This is a genomic window from Alteromonas sp. CH_MED4-4 (genome assembly GCF_037029575.1).
Classification (GTDB): domain Bacteria; phylum Pseudomonadota; class Gammaproteobacteria; order Enterobacterales; family Alteromonadaceae; genus Alteromonas; species Alteromonas macleodii.
Genome location: NZ_JAYMEU010000002.1, coordinates 16,087 through 32,950, shown reverse-complemented (window position 1 = coordinate 32,950; position 16,864 = coordinate 16,087). Strand labels below are relative to the sequence as shown.

16 protein-coding genes and 1 tRNA gene are annotated in these 16,864 nt (G+C 41.7%); 10 read left to right on the top strand and 7 right to left on the bottom strand.

Translation table 11 applies throughout. From position 1 onward, the window contains the following. Positions 1-38: 38 nt before the first annotated feature. The 4 genes from WA381_RS01630 to WA381_RS01615 all read left to right on the top strand — a co-directional run bounded on the left by WA381_RS01630 (position 39) and on the right by WA381_RS01615 (position 4,286). Positions 39-2,792, top strand: a complete 2,754-nt coding sequence (locus tag WA381_RS01630) for a choice-of-anchor B family protein (protein ID WP_156086013.1) — start codon at positions 39-41, stop codon at positions 2,790-2,792. Between the two features lie 283 nt (positions 2,793-3,075). After that, positions 3,076-3,152: transfer RNA gene (locus WA381_RS01625), tRNA-Ile, on the top strand. Between the two features lie 186 nt (positions 3,153-3,338). Continuing rightward, a complete protein-coding gene (locus WA381_RS01620; RefSeq protein WP_156086012.1) occupies positions 3,339-3,707 on the top strand; it encodes a hypothetical protein in 369 nt (122 codons plus the stop codon). Between the two features lie 48 nt (positions 3,708-3,755). Then, a complete protein-coding gene (locus tag WA381_RS01615) occupies positions 3,756-4,286 on the top strand; it encodes a hypothetical protein (RefSeq protein WP_156086011.1) in 531 nt (176 codons plus the stop codon). A 211-nt stretch (positions 4,287-4,497) separates the two neighbouring features. Here the strand turns inward: WA381_RS01615 and WA381_RS01610 are convergent, their stop codons facing one another. The 6 genes from WA381_RS01610 to WA381_RS01585 form a co-directional block, all read right to left on the bottom strand. Further along, a complete protein-coding gene (locus WA381_RS01610) occupies positions 4,498-4,932 on the bottom strand; it encodes a hypothetical protein (protein ID WP_156086010.1) in 435 nt (144 codons plus the stop codon). Then, complete coding sequence (locus WA381_RS01605) at positions 4,925-5,356, bottom strand: DUF5681 domain-containing protein (RefSeq protein WP_156086009.1); 432 nt, start codon at positions 5,354-5,356, stop codon at positions 4,925-4,927. The genes WA381_RS01610 and WA381_RS01605 overlap by 8 nt, the downstream gene beginning before the upstream one ends. A gap of 31 nt (positions 5,357-5,387) precedes the next feature. Continuing rightward, positions 5,388-6,104, bottom strand: a complete 717-nt coding sequence (locus WA381_RS01600; RefSeq protein ID WP_141151650.1) for a hypothetical protein — start codon at positions 6,102-6,104, stop codon at positions 5,388-5,390. Between the two features lie 437 nt (positions 6,105-6,541). Then, entirely contained in the window at positions 6,542-8,953 is a 2,412-nt protein-coding gene (locus tag WA381_RS01595) for a DUF3987 domain-containing protein (protein ID WP_156086008.1), read from the bottom strand. 158 nt (positions 8,954-9,111) lie between these two features. Next, entirely contained in the window at positions 9,112-9,327 is a 216-nt protein-coding gene (locus tag WA381_RS01590; RefSeq protein ID WP_156086007.1) for a helix-turn-helix domain-containing protein, read from the bottom strand. A gap of 225 nt (positions 9,328-9,552) precedes the next feature. Further along, positions 9,553-10,857, bottom strand: coding sequence for a tyrosine-type recombinase/integrase (locus WA381_RS01585; protein WP_156086006.1), 1,305 nt, complete (start codon positions 10,855-10,857; stop codon positions 9,553-9,555). Between the two features lie 668 nt (positions 10,858-11,525). Between WA381_RS01585 and WA381_RS01580 the strand changes: the two genes are divergently transcribed. Beyond that, positions 11,526-12,371 carry a hypothetical protein gene (locus tag WA381_RS01580; protein WP_156086005.1) on the top strand — a complete coding sequence of 282 codons (846 nt, stop codon included), beginning with the start codon at positions 11,526-11,528 and terminating at the stop codon, positions 12,369-12,371. Beyond that, positions 12,361-13,095 carry a hypothetical protein gene (locus WA381_RS01575; protein WP_156086004.1) on the top strand — a complete coding sequence of 245 codons (735 nt, stop codon included), beginning with the start codon at positions 12,361-12,363 and terminating at the stop codon, positions 13,093-13,095. Before WA381_RS01580 ends, WA381_RS01575 begins: the two co-directional genes overlap by 11 nt. 40 nt (positions 13,096-13,135) lie before the next feature. On the opposite strand, the gene WA381_RS01570 is transcribed toward WA381_RS01575, so the two are convergent. After that, positions 13,136-13,261: a hypothetical protein gene (locus WA381_RS01570; RefSeq protein WP_264386957.1), complete on the bottom strand. Its 126-nt coding sequence runs from the start codon at positions 13,259-13,261 to the stop codon at positions 13,136-13,138. A 499-nt stretch (positions 13,262-13,760) separates the two neighbouring features. Between WA381_RS01570 and WA381_RS01565 the strand changes: the two genes are divergently transcribed. The 4 genes from WA381_RS01565 to WA381_RS01550 all read left to right on the top strand — a co-directional run bounded on the left by WA381_RS01565 (position 13,761) and on the right by WA381_RS01550 (position 16,854). After that, positions 13,761-14,480 carry a zeta toxin family protein gene (locus WA381_RS01565; RefSeq protein ID WP_156086003.1) on the top strand — a complete coding sequence of 240 codons (720 nt, stop codon included), beginning with the start codon at positions 13,761-13,763 and terminating at the stop codon, positions 14,478-14,480. A gap of 23 nt (positions 14,481-14,503) precedes the next feature. After that, entirely contained in the window at positions 14,504-14,680 is a 177-nt protein-coding gene (locus WA381_RS01560; RefSeq protein WP_156086002.1) for a hypothetical protein, read from the top strand. A 249-nt stretch (positions 14,681-14,929) separates the two neighbouring features. Beyond that, on the top strand, positions 14,930-16,105 hold the full coding sequence (locus tag WA381_RS01555; RefSeq protein WP_231506417.1) for an MFS transporter: 1,176 nt from the start codon (positions 14,930-14,932) through the stop codon (positions 16,103-16,105). A gap of 170 nt (positions 16,106-16,275) precedes the next feature. Then, entirely contained in the window at positions 16,276-16,854 is a 579-nt protein-coding gene (locus WA381_RS01550; RefSeq protein ID WP_156086000.1) for a porin family protein, read from the top strand. The last annotated feature ends 10 nt before the right edge of the window (positions 16,855-16,864 follow it).

The following is a 16,864-nucleotide window of genomic DNA, read 5'->3' as shown; positions in this document are numbered from 1 at the left end:
CTACCTTTTTCTAATTACACACTTGCGCGGACGACAAGATGAATGCATTCCCATTAACGCTAATAGTGCTGCTTTTAGCATTTGTGAGTCAAGGTGCACAAGCACACACAGACCATGACAAAGCGCGTTTTGTTGCCGAAGACGGCGTGGACGCGGGCAAGTGTGACAACCGTTTCAGGCCCTGTAAAACGTTGAGCTATGCCGCGCGACAGGCCAATAAAGGCGACAAAATTCTCGTTGCTGAAGGCCAATATTATTTCGACAACGCTCAGCATGCACAAGTTCTAAACGACAGTCTTTTACCCGTATTAGGAGGCTTTTCTCGTGAAGATCATTACCAGGCACAGAAGCCTGCCTTGCACAAAACTACACTAGTTAATGTGCCTACCTATTTATCAGAAGCCCTTTATGAAAAAGGGTTCGATAGTATAACTGACGGAAAAGCCGCGTCTTCCCTTCAAACACAGGCATCATCGCACATGGTCCTTAGTTCCGAAGTCAGTGCAAATGAAGCTTGCACAGATGGAACGGCTGCCGACTTCCCATGCAGCAATATCGATCTACTCTCTAACGTACCTGTTAACGTGTTGTCGTCGGTATCAAATAGTACCAACGATATTTGGGGGCACGTCGATTTAAACAACCGTAGAGAATATGCCATTGTTGGCATGCAGGCCAGCATTGCCGTTGTAGACGTAACCGAGCCAACAGCGCCGGTAGTAGTGGGTGAAATTACCGGTCAAAGTACGACATGGCGCGACATTAAGGTCTATCAGTATTTCGATAGCGCTGCGGGGCGTTTTAAAGCGTATGCCTATGCCAGTGCCGATAGCGTAACAGAAGGTTTTACCATCATTGACCTTAACGACCTCCCTAATGGTATTAGCTTAACGAAGCGGATTAACGACGATAACCGTGCACACAATATCTACATCTCAAACGTAGATTACACGCTAAACACACCGTTAAATGACGCTGCGCCTCAGCTACATTTGGTTGGTCAGGATAGTAACGGCGGAGCCTTTCGTTCATATACGCTAACCTCACCTCAAACACCAACCGCGTCTTACATACCTAGCGGTTTTACACGTGCCGACTATACGCATGATGCGTCATCTATGCGCGTTACCGACGCAAGAGCGCAAACTGACTGTGTGAATGCTACGGCTGATGGATGTACGGTTATGCTTGACTTCAATGAAGATGCAATGCGCCTTTGGGATCACACGAACACAAATAGTACCTCTGAACTAAGTAGTATTAGTTATAACGAGGTTGCCTACACCCATAGCGGTTGGTTTAGTGAAGACAAGCAATATGCCTTTGTTCACGATGAGTTGGACGAGCGAAACTTCAGCTTAAATACCCGGGTTATGATTTTTGATATTTCATCACTCACAACACCTGTGCTTGCCAGCATTTGGACCAGTGACAACGGCACTATCGATCACAACGGCTACGTAAGAGGTAACCGCTACTATATGTCTAACTATGAGCGTGGCTTAACGGTACTAGACATTTCAGATCCTACCGCGCCTGTAGAAGCTGGCTTTTTCGACACCTACCCTGCTTTTAACAGCACCAACTTTAATGGTGCGTGGGGCGTATACCCGTTTCTACCTAGCGGTAATATTTTGGTTAGTGATATTCAGCGCGGTTTGTTTGTATTAAAAGACAATACGTTAAGCGCAACAACAGTCGCGGGCTTCTCTCAGGCTAATTATGAAACGGATGCTGATACAACCTTAAGCCTTCCTGTTAATAAGACAGGTACCGAGGCTATGACAGTTGCGTATGAAGTAATAGCGGGTTCAGCCACCAGCAGCGATGTAATGTTAGCGTCTGGAGAACTCAGTTGGAGTGCATCTGAAACACAGGCTAAAAATATTACGTTAAGCGTTAGTGCTAATGAAGATACCGAAAGCAATGAGGTATTTTTCGTCAGACTATTTAACCCGCAAGGAGGAGGTATCGCCTCTGGTAGCGGCTATGCTCAAGTCACGATTAACGGTGCTGCCCAACAAGGAAAAATTGAATTAAGCGCTGGCGAACTCGCTGTTTTAGAGACCGACTCTGAATTTACGTTAAACATTGTTCGCCAAGGTGGAAGTGAAGGCGAAGTAAGTGTGAACTATTCACTGGAAAGCGGCACAGCAGTGAGCGATGAAGACTTTGTCAACCAAAGCGGCACGCTAACTTGGAGCGACGGCGATACCAGTTCGAAGACCGTAAATATTACGCTTATTAACGATAGTATCGAAGAAGACAACGAACAATTTCGTTTAGTACTTGCTGCACAAGACACAAATCTTCTAGGTGGTGTGGTAGAAACGCTGATTACGATAAAAGACGATGAGAGCAATCAAGCTCCTGTGGTAAACGCAGGAACAGATGTTGAAACCGATGTAAGAGCCAGCGTTGAATTAACGGGAAGCGCCCAAGACCCCGAAGGCGCGTTAACAAGCGTAGAATGGACGCAAACCGCCGGCGACACGGTTACCATCAGAAATGCAGATACATTAACCATGTCTTTTACCGCCCCATCATCTCAAAGCAATTTAACCTTTTCGTTAACTGCAACGGATGAGTTTGGAGTTAGCACCAGCGACACCGTTACTGTTACCGTAAACGAAAGTGTAGTGAGCTTGCCAACGGATACTAATTCAAATAGCTCTGGTGGAGGCGGTTCTACGACTCTGTTTAGCATGTTAGGCTTGGCATTTGCTCTTGGGTGGCGACGTGTAAAATTGCCAAACAAGGCACATAAACTACAGCTTAGTGAACAAAAATAAAGCAAACAAATCACAAAGCCACCAGCGAGGCGTGACAAGGCAAATAAAACTGCTTATACTTGCGCTCGCTTGTGGTTGTTATGCATAGCAATTTGCAATAGAAAACTGCACAGCACATCTCAAAATGGCCCCATAGCTCAGTTGGTTAGAGCATCCGACTCATAATAAGTTGCGCTGGTCATTTAGAAAGAGATAAAATAGATTAAATACAATAGGTTACTAGAGAGTAAAAAAGCAACTCCGAAATTGTGTAAGCCTGTTGTAAGTAAGATAAAAAGTTTTCGGCCCAATAGCTCAGTTGGTTAGAGCATCCGACTCATAATCGGCAGGTCCCCTGTTCAAGTCAGGGTTGGGCCACCATATAAAGCCTCGCAGTACAAAGCCTGCGGGGCTTTTTCGATCTTGGCACCCTATAATATTTATACGCTTACATCAGCTTACATGACAACCAATCTATACTAATGTTTGAATATGAATTTGGGGTGTATTAACCTTCAGTATAAGGCGCTCACGAGCGCAATTAATCTTTATCTACAAGGAAGAATAATGAAAAAGGTTTTTGCTTCACTTTTTATCTCAATTGCAACTTTGTCTGGTTGTGCCACTTCAAATTACTCTGTTGGTACAGACTTCTCCGTTGAAAAAGCATCTGAAATTGTCAGGGGTGAGACTACGACAACACAGTTAGTAAGTCTCTTAGGAGAGCCCTATTCCAAAAATGTAATTTCTCAAAGCCAAGAAAAGTGGATGTACTTCTATTCCGCTGGTACTGCAAAAGCACAAAGTTATATTGTGTCCACAGATGTGAAAATGACAGGTACGCAGAAGACTTTGGACGTACTCATTGAGGACGGTATTGTGGTTAACTACACGCTCTCTCAGAACAACAATCCAGGAACTATGTCAGTTAACTAGAGCTTTAATAAACAAATTATTACTTCAATAATGTAAAAAGGACTTCTAATGAAAATAATACTAGCAACACTTTTCACAATAACTCTTTGCGCCTGTTCAAGCACCATTCCAACTAATCAAGAAGACATTTCCAATCAGGTAATAGTAGAAAGAGATGATTTTAAACAGCAGACTTGGATTAGAACTCCGTTGTATCTCAGCAGACAAGGCTTTACAGATACATTTCCTGTTCAGCTAAGTTTTAGATCTCTTTATAAAGGGGATAAAAGAGCTTTCATTCAGCTCTACGTCAGTTCAAGTAATGTAGATTGGGGCTTCTATCATTCAGCAAATGGTCAAGACGGTTATTCTTTTGAATTTGATGAAATAGACAATGAAGTTTCAGCAAACACGGGGATGGTCACAACTGAGGAGGTCTTTGGTTTGATTGTGCCTTACACATATCTTGAGAAAATGGCATCAACAGACTGGAAGATAAAGGTTTACGGCAAACGAAATGAAGGTGTGTTTCAAGTCCCTGCATCACTGTCTAAAGCGTTTTTGGAAAAGCTAAATTGTTATGAGCAAAAAACTTGCTAAAATTTGCATTTAATTTATGGGTATGCTGAGTTCATATATTACAGGCTCAACAGTCTTAACATTAGCCTTGAGGTGAGCTTGCATAGGAGCAGCAAGTAGTTCCCACTCCACAAGTGACTTCCTGACAGGAAAAAGAGCATAAGGCTTGTTTAAGTCCTTATGCTGCTGATTCTCAAGTGCTGCAATCCGTTGCAGCACTTTTGTTTTAGCACTATGCCGCATTATCTTTACTCGGGAAGTAAATATCAGCAAGCATACATAGCATCTCAACACGCTGGTTGTGATGTGGATGGCGAACAGCAATAAAACTTGCAATCCCAAGCTCTGGTTCCATGAAACTAGCAAGCTCATTTGCAGGTACATCACAGCGAATACAGGTAGCTGGAATATTCTTATCACTGTAATCGAATAACTTTTCTATGTCCTCTGCGACTACCAACTTAAACTCACCCTGCCCTGTTTGAAGAAATAGGCAACGCACTGTGCGCAGATGCTTATCGTGTGGCCAAAACATTTGACCACAATCATCATAAAACTTAGTCAGCCGAAAGCAGTCCTCTGGTGCATATCTGTATAAGAGAGGTGCAAACTCTTTCATATGATTCGTAGGGATGATGAAACGTTCTTCTATGTTTATCTTAGACATTGGCATTCCCCTCCAAAGCAGCTAAACGATCCTCAATATCTTCAAGGTGGCGGATTTCACCAAGCGCCCCAATTATCTGAATTATTCGCTGCGCACTGTCAGGTGACAATACACCCTTTGAGGTTGCCGACAACACTTGCTCCGTTTGTTCAGCAAGAGAAGCAGCGGTATCGAGCTCGAACTCAACCTTTTCGCTCTGTGCTGCTAATGTGGGTAATACCCGCGAAATAATTAATTGTGCAGCTTGCACATCACCTTGCTTTGCTTTTGCAACCACTGCTTCAACTATATCCGAAGCATCTGTTAACATGCTTTCGGTAATCTTAGCTCTTCGGTCTACTATTCCTTTTGGACGACCTTTAGGATTAGGTGACTTCATTCCTTTCACCCAAGCTTTATTTCCACTTACAGCTGGCTCTGACATAATTCCCCCTCTTGATAAGATCAACACTAGATCAGGCTTGGTTTTCTTCGTGGTCTTTAATAATAAGGGCGCGTCGTGTTGCACTTTCTTCGTTGCGTAACTTGGCAATTAAGTCAAAGTTAGCGCCAATAGCTTTTTCGGTTTGGAGCATCACAAGTGGGCCTCTGCTCTCAATAATAGAAAGTGCCGACTTCATAACTTTTACGCGTTTAACTAGCTCGGGATTAGTAGTCTCGTGTAGCTTGCGTTTGTAGTTCTCACGTTCTTCTGTGGTAATCCCAGACAAAAATGCTGGTGCATCAATTATTGCAGTCACTACATCGTAATTCTTTTCTGCGAATAGCTTTTGCACTAATTCAGCTCTTGCTGTTCTGTCCAAAGTTTTAATATGTGATCTAATTTCTTGGGCAAGTGCAGGTGTAGTTTTGCTTAGTGACTCGCTCATTGCCTGCTCGACACTTTTGATACCAGATTCAAGATTAGTTCTTGTGCGATCAAATACGGGCAAAATTCTGTCCATATTCTTTTCACCAAATTCAGCAAGTTCTAGGATCTTCTTTTCTTTTGACCACGCAGAATTAGCATTAACTTTTGCTCGCGCACTATGAACCGCGCCAAGAGATTTATAAGCTAACTCTAGTGCAGCTTTAGCGCTTTCAACATAGCCTGCTGTCGTGTCGTCATACCCATCAATTGAAGTAATATTCTGAGGGTGTAGTGAAGGGGTGATGTTTGAATTGATTTCCATTTTGTATTCCTCGCTGTTTCGAAAAAAAATAAGCAAGGAACACGTGAAAAACAGTGTGGTTACGCTTGTTAACAGTACATAACAGTTACACGTTACACTAAAACAAAAAACATCTACAAACTTTTTATTTAGGTAACAATAACCTACTTCTAAATTTAAAAATTAAAGCACACTACTACCAATAAGTAGGGCTAATTCTAACCACATTCAAACGTAGTAACTGTAGTTATGGCGTACTACAGTTAACCTAAAAATATTCCAGTAAAAACAATGCTATAAATAAGCTGTAGTAAATGTAGTATGTGTAGTAGGGGTAGTCCTGCAATGCTGTAAAGTTTGCTACTGTGGTAAGGGGTACGAAAATACTACTACACATACAACAATAGCAAATACAACAACTTACCTATCGCCTCATGTACTACACTGTACTACAGTCTTTATGTACTGATTAACTTATAAAAGTCCGCTTTGGAACGTGGCTCCATGTTTTCTTTTACTAAGTATCCAGTTTCGACAAGAGATTTGATTGTTTCTGCAAGAGCCTTTGTGGCTCCAAGTTTATGATTTTTGAACGAAGCTAATTTACAGGTATTCGACTGAAGAACACGCCTACTGATCAGTGTTTTATCATCAAATTTGTGGTCGTCTTTCAAATCGCCTCTTATTACCTTCTGGCAAATCTCAAGCACTTTTTTCTGTCTAGCATCATCGCCATCCCCAACATCACCGGAATTAACTTTATCTACAAAAGTTAATATGTCATTCCTTACTAGTTTGATTCCCCAAGCTGCGTGCTGAGCACTAATCTGTGGTTCAAAATAACAATCAGCAACTGCCAAAAGAGAGGCCATTTTTAATGCTTTAATGTGTGCGCGATTCCATGCAGCAGGAGCAAAATCATCGTTTTCTGCAACCGCTATATTTACATTATCGGTGCATTCTCTTTCAAACTCGTCGAACAGTTTTTCTACTTCAAGGGAGCCGAAATTAACTTTTCTAGGTTCTAAGGGGTATGCGTTATTAATCCTTATAGATTCGGCTGTAAGTGCCTGAAATTTATCTTGCAAGGTTCCAAGGTCCAAACAGGCCTGCCTATTTAAATTTGGACGCTTACTTTTTACTAATATTGTAATGAAACGGGAATAGAACCCGTCTTCCATCATATTTGGGGTCAATGAATTATAAAAAGTTCGAGGGGTACTTTCACCAATAAATGAGAGCGCAGGCCACCCGATACCAGACTGTGAATCAGTACCTTTGGAATAAGATACCCCCTCCAAAAAGTCCTTCTCATAAGTCTCTGTCAGTTTAGCTGCGAATTGTTGATCTTGGTTACTAGGATTGTTTCGCGATGCGATATTCTCTAGCCTTTTGCCAAACTCCGTGTGAAGAAGTAGAAACCCCGGCTCTGTCAAAATTCGCTTGTGCAATGCTACTCCGCTTACGAACCTTTCCTGAGTAAAAAATCTCTCAACATTTGGTATATTCAAACTTCTTAGAAGTTTTGGGATCAGCTTATGTATCGCGTCTTTACCCGCACCAGTATGAGCTATAACAAGATAAAACTGACTTAGCGTTGCATCTGTGGGCGTTCGGAATGCCCTACCAGCAACTGCCGATAACGTTGCCAATGCCATCGCTATTGATATCTCTTGTTGAGGAATCGGGCTTGCATTAAAATATGCTTCGGCTAACTGTCCTGTAACCCCAGGCGGAAATTCTATTACTTCTGAATCGTTTACTGGTTTCGACTTGAGCTGATGCTGTGTTTTTAAAGCAGCACAATCTATTTCTACTGCGGATTTCTTCTCGTTTTCCTGCCTACCGCGTATAATTTTAAGTGTGCGGTCAAGGTAGATATCATTCTTAACAGCCTTCTCACGTTTACCTAATACGGTAGCCCTGAACATTCTACGACACTGCTCATTTGATTCAGAGTAAAAGGCAAGCATAGACATAAGCGCAAGGTCAGCTTCGCTTTGACTAGGGAAGCTATATTTTTGCCACTGCCCACTACACAGGTCTACAAACTTTTCAGAATTGGCAGCTTTGTTTGCCCGCTCCCATAACTCGATATCTGATTGGGTTGCTTCCACTTCCACCAGATCAATTTTAGTTTCAGCTTCACTGAATTCGCTAACGATTGCGTCAACTAAGTGCTGGCGCGGTTGAAGTGGTAGCGGTTCGCAGTAAAGTGGATTCGCTATGGCTCGGCCTAGTATGTGCTGATACTTAATATCTGCAATGCTGTCTCCAGTAAAAACGATAAACCGTTCTTGGCTGTATACCTCGATCCCTTGCCCTCTTCTTCCCTCTCCTAGCTCCCCTTTAACCCAAACATGAACCCCCTTCCCTCCAGAACTCAATTCCGCATAGGATTTCGAGGCTAAAACGATACCTCGATACCATTCCAACTGCGAAACTGGTGTCCACAGATTATGTGGTAAATGATTCCCTTGTTTGTCTTTGCTATTCCCATCTTTGACATCAAGGTCTATACAGACGAAAGGATCATCTTTAGCCAGAACATATCCAATGCCAAGCCTATACTCTTTGGCTTTCGTATATATCTCATCGAAAGTTGACCACGTAGTAGGATCAGTAGGACTAGCGTTTGCCTTATTTAGCTGCAATGGCCTTTTGTCCGGAGCAGCCAAACACCATTGCGCCCTATCGCGCATTTCCTTGGGTATTTTTAGCAGTTTGTCGGGCTGTACGCTGGCTGTAGTTGCGCTTTCATTTTTGCCATCCCTGTTGTATTGCTGGCTGCCGATCTCTGCTTGTACAGCCTTTGTGGGATCCCACGTATTATCTTGTTTGTTATTAGCTTCATCATTATTGTTTAACATGAATCACTCCAAAGCGCTTTGTCTAACCCACGATGGGCACAGCGCTTTTTTTTTTGAATGAGTTACAGGTGAATTACTTGTTGATGCAAGAGCATTCAAATGCGTATGAAAAACTTCTAGTTTTCTCGGTGAACGCCCATTACAACTAGTAAGTCGTTCTAATAGGATTGGTCACCAAAACGAGAGGTTCTTTCTCGGCGTGTTTGTTCCATATAATCCTCTAATTCCTGCAAGCTATATCGAACTGATTTGCCGAATTTGTGAAACGCTGGGCCACGCTTAATGTGTCGCCATTGATTCAGAGTATTAGGAGAAAGCCCAAGGATCTCGGCTGCTTGTTGAGTATTAACTGTGGTTATAGTTTGAGTTGTCATGGGGTTGCCTGTATTCACTTGCCGCAAGCCCAAAACAAAAAAGGCAATGCAGCGAATTCAATTATGAACTCCGCGACACTGCCCATGCAGATCTTTACCTCTTTGAAGCGAATCACCGGAGTGATAAAGCATCACGCTCACTTTCAAAGAGATGGAATGGTGTGTTACCTACATTAGGTAACTGCGTATTAAGTTATACAATTTTATATTCGTTTGCAAAGAGAATTATTTCACTATTTGCACAACATTATCAGCCTTAGCAGCCGACTCGGCTATTTGCGCTAAACGAAGTACAAAGTCACCAACTTTATTCACCTCTTGAATCAACACTTTCGGATCTTTGTTATTACCGTAATGCAGAGCATGAACATCACCTGATATGTGGTTAAGCAATATTCGACGCCTATCTGAATCCACCCCTGACCTTACCGCAAGCTCCTCGAAGGTTCGACGCATTGCATGAGGATGAATATGACACCCCGTAATCTCTGAAACCCTAACGAATAAAGCACGGGGATCCTTGAGGTAACCAGCTTTGCCCCGCTTAGCAGGAAAAACATAGGGGTTGTTAGACAATTTTTGAGATTCTCGTCTTAACAATACTTTCCTGAGTTCCTTGCTAATTGGGAGAGTGATCGAATTGTGGTTCTTCGTGACATCCAAATGAAAAGTTGGAACGTCGTCATGCAATTTCACTCTGTCCCAAGTAAGCTGATTTGCTTCGCTGATACGTGTACCAGTTAGGAGCATAAACATTATGAGGTCAGCACTGGTGCAAGTCGTAGCGATATTTCTCTCTGGGTCTGCATGAGCGTTTAGCGCTAACCACACCTCCCCTATTTTATCTTCTGGAATCCTTGTATCTCTTTTGGTCTCTTTGTTCCATTGTGCAAGACCATTAGATTTGATTGCTTGTGACACGGGGTTTGGGTTCAATATCGTGTAACTTCCATCAGGAGCGGTATACTTCTCTTTAGCCCAATTTAACAAGGCACGTAAGTTTCTAAATGCTAGGTTCGCTTGTGTTGGGGCTTTTTGGGAGATATTCCTGAAACGTTCAATTACCGCATCTCGGGTAATATTTGCCACGGGTTTGCTTGCCCAGTCTGAAAACTCGTTCTTAACACAGCTCTCAATGCCGTTAATAGAAGCTTGGCGTAGAGGCATCCCCTTTGTTCTTTTGTGTTTCACATAGTCGTCTTTGATTTCAGCCAAGGTGACGGTTTCAGCTTCACTCACATTCTGCCGCTTCTTTTTCTCTTCTAGAGGATTTACTCCTTTGCGCATGGAAGCTCTTGTAGAGCTAGCTTCTTCCCTTGCTTCTTTATAATCAAGTTCATCTAGCAACCCTAATGTGAAGCGCCTCGACTTTCCATTAACGTAACCTTGAACGATCCAACTTCTTGCGCCATTAGCTGTTACACGTAAGCCAAGACCACTTTGCTTTTCGTCCCAATAGATTGCCTGCCCTTTTTCGGGGATAGGGAAACTAGCTGCTCTAGTATCAGTGATGTTGTATTTCTTACTCATACGTAACCCCTAATTTGTGGTTAGGAATTAGCTGCTCTGAAATAACTAAAAGATGAGTTAGAATTGCCATATCGGCGGTTCTCCTATGTCTATCGTCGATCATGCGGTCGGGACTGTTGCAGCAGTCGCCGGCCGCTTCTGTTTACTTACACCAGAGACTCATGTACGCCCCGTGTAAGCATTTTTATTATAAAGACATATTAGAACGCATTACTACATATAAAAATAAGACGCTGAATTTACTGGAATTTATAAAGACAATGAATTACATATAAGTTCAAATAACCACAACGCGACTTACTCATAATCGGCAGGTCCCCTGTTCAAGTCAGGGTGGGGCCACCATTTTTTTCTAGCTTTCCAAGTTAGTATCTACAAACTTCCATACTAATTTTTGATTTTTTATAGCAAATTTGTAGCGTGTAGACTTTTTTGTTTTATTTCTCTTTGTATAAATAAATAGAACCTCTACGCACAAGCATCATTCACAGTTGGGAAGCTACTTTTAGAAAGCCCCCCCTAGTTTTCTCGCTAAGATATTCTCTCTTTTAATGTTTGCCGAATTGGCACAAAATAGATTGAATATTGGAATTGGAAACAAGATCTGTTACTAAGTACAGGCGAATTAAAAAGTCACGAAAGATATTATATTTAAAAGGAAGTAAATAATGAGCAATGATCAACTCGAGGACTCGATTCAAATGTCCCTTGTGATTAGTACGCCTGGACACGAGCTAGACATGATGCATGGTTCAACGACATTCATAGGAGCTTCAACGCTAATAACTAGATTAGCAGACGCTGCTCTTGATGAAGGGATAGTGGAAAAAAGACAAACTTCTAACCCAATAAGAGCTGATTTACAAAGAAACTTCGAATCATCCTTCGGTCAAAATTTCGTTATCCGTGTAAAAGGCGAAGAGTTGGTAAGAAAGCTCAATGACATCGGTAAAAAAACTTTCTGTGAGGTTATACAGTTTTACGTCCAAGAGTCACTATATCAGGAACCTCCAGAGTTATCGAGACGAGCTAGCCAAATTGTAGATAGATTAAGTGGCATTCATGAGGACCTGCTCGCACACATTCGAAACCCAATGAAAGACCTACATAAGGTTACAGAAGCTTATGGATATGATATCACCCTTCAACATCGGATTGAGGGCGGAAAAACTGATATCGTATCTTTAAACGAAGATACAGCTTTAATGTTGAGACCAACGAGACTAACAAATGTGGACCACGAGTTTAGTGTTGTAATTACTCGTTTCAACCATCTTACAGGCAATGGGAGACTCATTATTGAAGGACATAGCAATACCGTCGCATTTAGTTTTTCAAGCGGTATAAAGTTAGTAAGAGTTGAAATAAAAAAAGCTGTCTCAAAAAACCTAGATCAAAATACTGTTCTTAATGAGGATTGTTGGTTGTTTATGAGAGTGAATGCAAAGAAGTTGACCTTAAGAAATCAAAAAATAGTCAAACTTTTGATATCAGGCATAGTTGATGAGCAGTAAAAGTCTATGGGTTATGATCGTACTAGCATTTCTGCTAGTCATCTTTTCATTTGTTTTAAACTTTCATACCCAAAGTATTTCGGATGAACTACAAGACTGGAATAACTTTGGTGGATACGTGGGGGGAACGCTGGGGCCCCTACTTAGTTTTTTGTCTGTAGTTTTACTTATAAAAACTCTCGAGCTTCAACGAAAGTCCTCAAAATCACTCGAGGATGAAATAGAAAGAACAAAACAACAAGATAAGCTTAAAACTTTTGAGTCACACTTCTTCAATATGGTCTCTTCACAGAAGAATAACTTCGACAGTTTTTACCTAGTTTTCGAAAACTCCAAAGTGGACGGTGTTGCATCAGCAAACAATTTAGATGATCTTATTTTTCACTTGAAAAGCCGAGGCGCAGCGAGACCACATGTTCACAGCGTTATTTCAAAGATTGATACTCATGGAAGTTTGTTCAACGCAGCACGAATTTTCTACGTAATATGTAAAATAATAGAAGAACATTTATCTGACTCTGAAGGCTTTGATGAAAAAACAAGGGAAAAATATTACCAGACTTTAATATATTTCACTGACTTTGCCCTTTTAAGGCTCATTTGTATATATACAGCGTATTTCCCTGATACAAAAATCGCTTCACACATTACCGCTAATAAGATTTTACGTCGAATTTCAAAGCGCTCTGGTTTAGGGAAATATATAAGCGATATTTCTCTCTAGTACACTTATTTACAGAACTCCAAGTAAAAGCGAAAAAGCCCTAAGCGGCTTTTTCCTGTCTGCGCTCAATACGCCATGAATGCTCGCGAGTGATAATTTCTTTACCCTCGTATTTAAGCCCTTTTATTTTTACCGCGGGTTCTTCATCAAAATAGCTTCGTTTCACTTCACCTGTGTCTGAATCTATCGTGATGTCGTAATAGGGGCGTATTACCTAATTGATGAAGCTATCTGATTTCCCAACAACTTACAAAAGCTTCAATTCTTCTAGCGGCCTCTGTTGCAGCGCCACCGTTTATAACTGTATCTAGGCTACCTCCTCCTATATTCTCACCCACGTACTTGACAATGTCCTAGAGCAGAACAGTATTATTAGTCAATATCGACGTAGGTAATTCACTTCTGAACTGCCCCATCTTCTTCCATAGCGGAATATGCTTACATATCTATTACGTGCCTTTGACTCGTATCGACGGTAAACGGAGTCAGAAATATTTGCTTCAAAACGTTTAAGTAAATGACCTTAATGTACAAGTCAACGCTGTTCCTTTGCCTAGTTTTTAAGTAATCAACTATTTGTTACCTTCTAGTTTTTATTTATTTATCTATTACTGAACGTTACTGTACGTATATAAATATCAGCGGTATCGGTTGCAAACCTCAAGATGACTGAAGACGAAAAGCGTATTGAACAAGAAGCGATTAAGTTTGCTAAGAAGAACCGTACTGCCATTGCAAACGAGCTAACTAACAGAAAAAGATTCCCTCCTGAAGATGAGCCTGTAGCGGTCTTTATGGCCGGCTCCCCTGGCGCGGGGAAAACCGAAACCTCCAGAGAGTTTCTGCAAGAAGTTGAGGCTACTAATGTTATTCGATTAGATCCCGACGAATTGCGCCACTATTTCGAACAATACACTGGAGACAATTCATTCCTATTTCAAAGAGCTGTCTCTTCTATTGTAGAACGAACTCTGGACAATGCGTTTAAGCGTAAGCAATCATTTTTACTTGATGGAACGCTATCAAATTACGCTATAGCAGAGAAAAACATTAAACGGGCTATTGATCGAGGTCGCGCAGTTCTCGTATTGTTCGTATACCAGTCACCAGAGTTAGCATGGAAGTTTGTTCAATCTAGAGAGCGAGTCGAAGGTAGACGGATTAACCCTGAAATATTTGTAGAGCAATTTTTAGAATCTCAAGCGGTAGTACGGAAACTAAAGCAACAATTTGGTGGTCAGATAAAAATAGATCTACTGTTAAAGGACAACGAGGGGGGCACTCGCATGTACCACGCGAACATTCAGGCTGTAGAAAATCATGTTAAGCATAAATTTACTCGCGAGACGCTTACTACCCTGATACAATCGATGCCCGCTCATTAATTGGGCAATAAAATGGGAGAATAATGATGTTTGCCAGATTAAAAAACGGCCAGACAACAAAGTACAACTCCAGCCTGTCTGAGTTCGTTCGCAACGCCGACTCGTCTAAAAAGAAAAAAGTATACAGCCGTGTTATTGATAGAGCTGTAGAATCTCAGAATTCAGTAGTGAAGCAGGCTGAGCTACTACAAACTCGCTGATACTCGAGGGAGTCAGAAACTCCCTCTATTGTTTTATCTCTTTTATGCTATTAAAGCTGCCCCCTGTTCAAGTCAGGGTGGGGCCACCATTTTTTCTAGAATTACTAGTCACCACTCGCTTATATCATCACGATATCAGTTTTCTCAAATTCAAAAAAAGCGTCTTTATTAAAACTGTAACACCAAATCTGTAGCCTAACTGCACTGTTTCTTTACCCATAGTTTGGTTCCCCTTAGATGAAGCACACCATGTCACGCCATACGTTTTATTCGCTGACGGTAACCTTCACCATTTTGTCTATTCTTGGCCAACTCTCTACCAGCATTTATAGCCCCTTCTTTTTTGATTTGGCTGCTATATACGACAGCTATGTGGGAATAATTGAAAAAAGCGTGGCCGTGTTTCTTATCGCGTTCTCACTTTCTCAGTTAGTGTCTGGTGTCGCCTGCGACTACCTAAACAAACAAAAGTTTCTACTGTATGGAGTCTTTGTATTCATCGCCGGTACGCTTATGGTGGCACTTGCCACCGAAGAAAATACCTTTCTTGTAGGAAGAGTCATTCAAGGCTTAGGCGGTGGGGTTGGTGTATCAGTATCGCGCGGACTGTCGCGTCAGATATTTAGCGAAAAGCAGCTGAATGTTTCACTTTCGTTTATCAACATTGCATTCGCTATCGCGCCAGCAATAGCGCCACTAGTAGGTACACTAATTGGCGAGTCCTTCGGAGTTTCATCTATCTTTTATTTTGTACTAGTAATGGGAGTATTCGCCTTACTTTTACTGTTTTCAGTTTCCACCACCCTCAAACAGTATATGCCGACAACCTCAGAGAACGTCTTTAGCGATACTTTAGCGCTTATTAAAAGCACAATGATGAAAATCGTCTCAGTGGGGATGGCCAGCGGACTACTTTATGGCATTGTGTTTAGCTTCATTACCATCTCGCCGTCAATGATAATGCAGCAATTCGGACTCACCAAAACTGTGTTCTCGATATATTCGCTTCTAGCCACGCTGTCTCTTGTGATGGGAAGCATAATCAATATTCGACTAGCCTCTGTTTCACCATTGTTTAAATTCAAGTATTCAAGCTTGTTTATCGCTGTGCTTTCTGTGCTTTTTTGGTTACTTATTTCCCCCTTCGCAATAAAAGGGTTAATGGGTATTTTGACTTATTGCTATATCACCTTCTTTTTTATTGGTATTGCAATGCCCTGCAGCGTAACTATCATGCTTGGCTACTCTGATAAATCCGCAGGTTTTTTAGCGGCACTAACCGGCTTTTTTCACCTAACAGGGGCAGCAATAGGCGCTTACGCGGTGACCTTAATTACCCTAGAACCTATCATTTCTTTTTGTTTGTCCTCTTGCAGCTTAAGCGTTGCAAGTATCCTCATCTGTACAACACTGAAGAGGAATTAACTCAGCTCTTGTACGGCAATGCCGTTGCAATGATAAAACGTACACCATTTAAGGTGTTTAATAGTGAAAATCGAGTCGTGTTGCCCATTTGATTTCTAAAATCCATCCCCATAATGATGAGGCTCCCGAAGTGGTTGGGAGTAATTATTGTTAAAAGGATATTAGAAACAATGAAACGTACTATTCTCGCCAGTATCTTTGGCGCGCTTTCTTTAAATGCTTTCGCAGCTTCGCCTTCATATGACTTCGTTAAAGCTGGATACGTACAAGCAGATATTGAAGACGCAGGCGACTTCGAGCCAACCGGTTTTCAAATTCAAGGCTTCAAATCACTTAACGAAAATGTATACCTGACAGGTCGTTATGGTCAGTTGAGTGAAGACGAATATGGTGTTGACGGTGAACTTGACTATATCTCTGCAGGGGTTGGTTACCGCTATGGTTTAACTACAACAACTGACTTTTTTGGTGAGTTGACGTATGAGTATGTGGATGTTGACCTAGACTCAAGCTTCGCTTCTGCTGAAGCTGACGACAATGGCTATGGCATTACTGCCGGTATTCGTTCGATGCTGTCAGAGCAATTTGAGCTTCGCGGTGCTATCCGCTATATCGACATTGAAGACGACGAAACAGCTTTTGAAATTGGCGCAGACTATTTCTTTACACCACAACTCTCTTTCGGCGCAACTTACGTTATAGCTGATGATGTTGACCTACTAGGCGTATCTGCACGTTACACCTTCTAACACCTTTGAT

Coding starts and splice junctions, on each gene's coding strand:
- WA381_RS01590 (WP_156086007.1), bottom strand. CDS start 9,327: ATGACAACTCAAACTATAACCACAGTTAATACTCAACAAGCAGCCGAG.
- WA381_RS01560 (WP_156086002.1), top strand. CDS start 14,504: ATGATGTTTGCCAGATTAAAAAACGGCCAGACAACAAAGTACAACTCC.
- WA381_RS01620 (WP_156086012.1), top strand. CDS start 3,339: ATGAAAAAGGTTTTTGCTTCACTTTTTATCTCAATTGCAACTTTGTCT.
- WA381_RS01585 (WP_156086006.1), bottom strand. CDS start 10,857: ATGAGTAAGAAATACAACATCACTGATACTAGAGCAGCTAGTTTCCCT.
- WA381_RS01580 (WP_156086005.1), top strand. CDS start 11,526: ATGAGCAATGATCAACTCGAGGACTCGATTCAAATGTCCCTTGTGATT.
- WA381_RS01600 (WP_141151650.1), bottom strand. CDS start 6,104: ATGGAAATCAATTCAAACATCACCCCTTCACTACACCCTCAGAATATT.
- WA381_RS01610 (WP_156086010.1), bottom strand. CDS start 4,932: ATGTCTAAGATAAACATAGAAGAACGTTTCATCATCCCTACGAATCAT.
- WA381_RS01630 (WP_156086013.1), top strand. CDS start 39: ATGAATGCATTCCCATTAACGCTAATAGTGCTGCTTTTAGCATTTGTG.
- WA381_RS01605 (WP_156086009.1), bottom strand. CDS start 5,356: ATGTCAGAGCCAGCTGTAAGTGGAAATAAAGCTTGGGTGAAAGGAATG.
- WA381_RS01615 (WP_156086011.1), top strand. CDS start 3,756: ATGAAAATAATACTAGCAACACTTTTCACAATAACTCTTTGCGCCTGT.
- WA381_RS01565 (WP_156086003.1), top strand. CDS start 13,761: ATGACTGAAGACGAAAAGCGTATTGAACAAGAAGCGATTAAGTTTGCT.
- WA381_RS01575 (WP_156086004.1), top strand. CDS start 12,361: ATGAGCAGTAAAAGTCTATGGGTTATGATCGTACTAGCATTTCTGCTA.
- WA381_RS01595 (WP_156086008.1), bottom strand. CDS start 8,953: ATGTTAAACAATAATGATGAAGCTAATAACAAACAAGATAATACGTGG.
- WA381_RS01555 (WP_231506417.1), top strand. CDS start 14,930: ATGTCACGCCATACGTTTTATTCGCTGACGGTAACCTTCACCATTTTG.
- WA381_RS01550 (WP_156086000.1), top strand. CDS start 16,276: ATGAAACGTACTATTCTCGCCAGTATCTTTGGCGCGCTTTCTTTAAAT.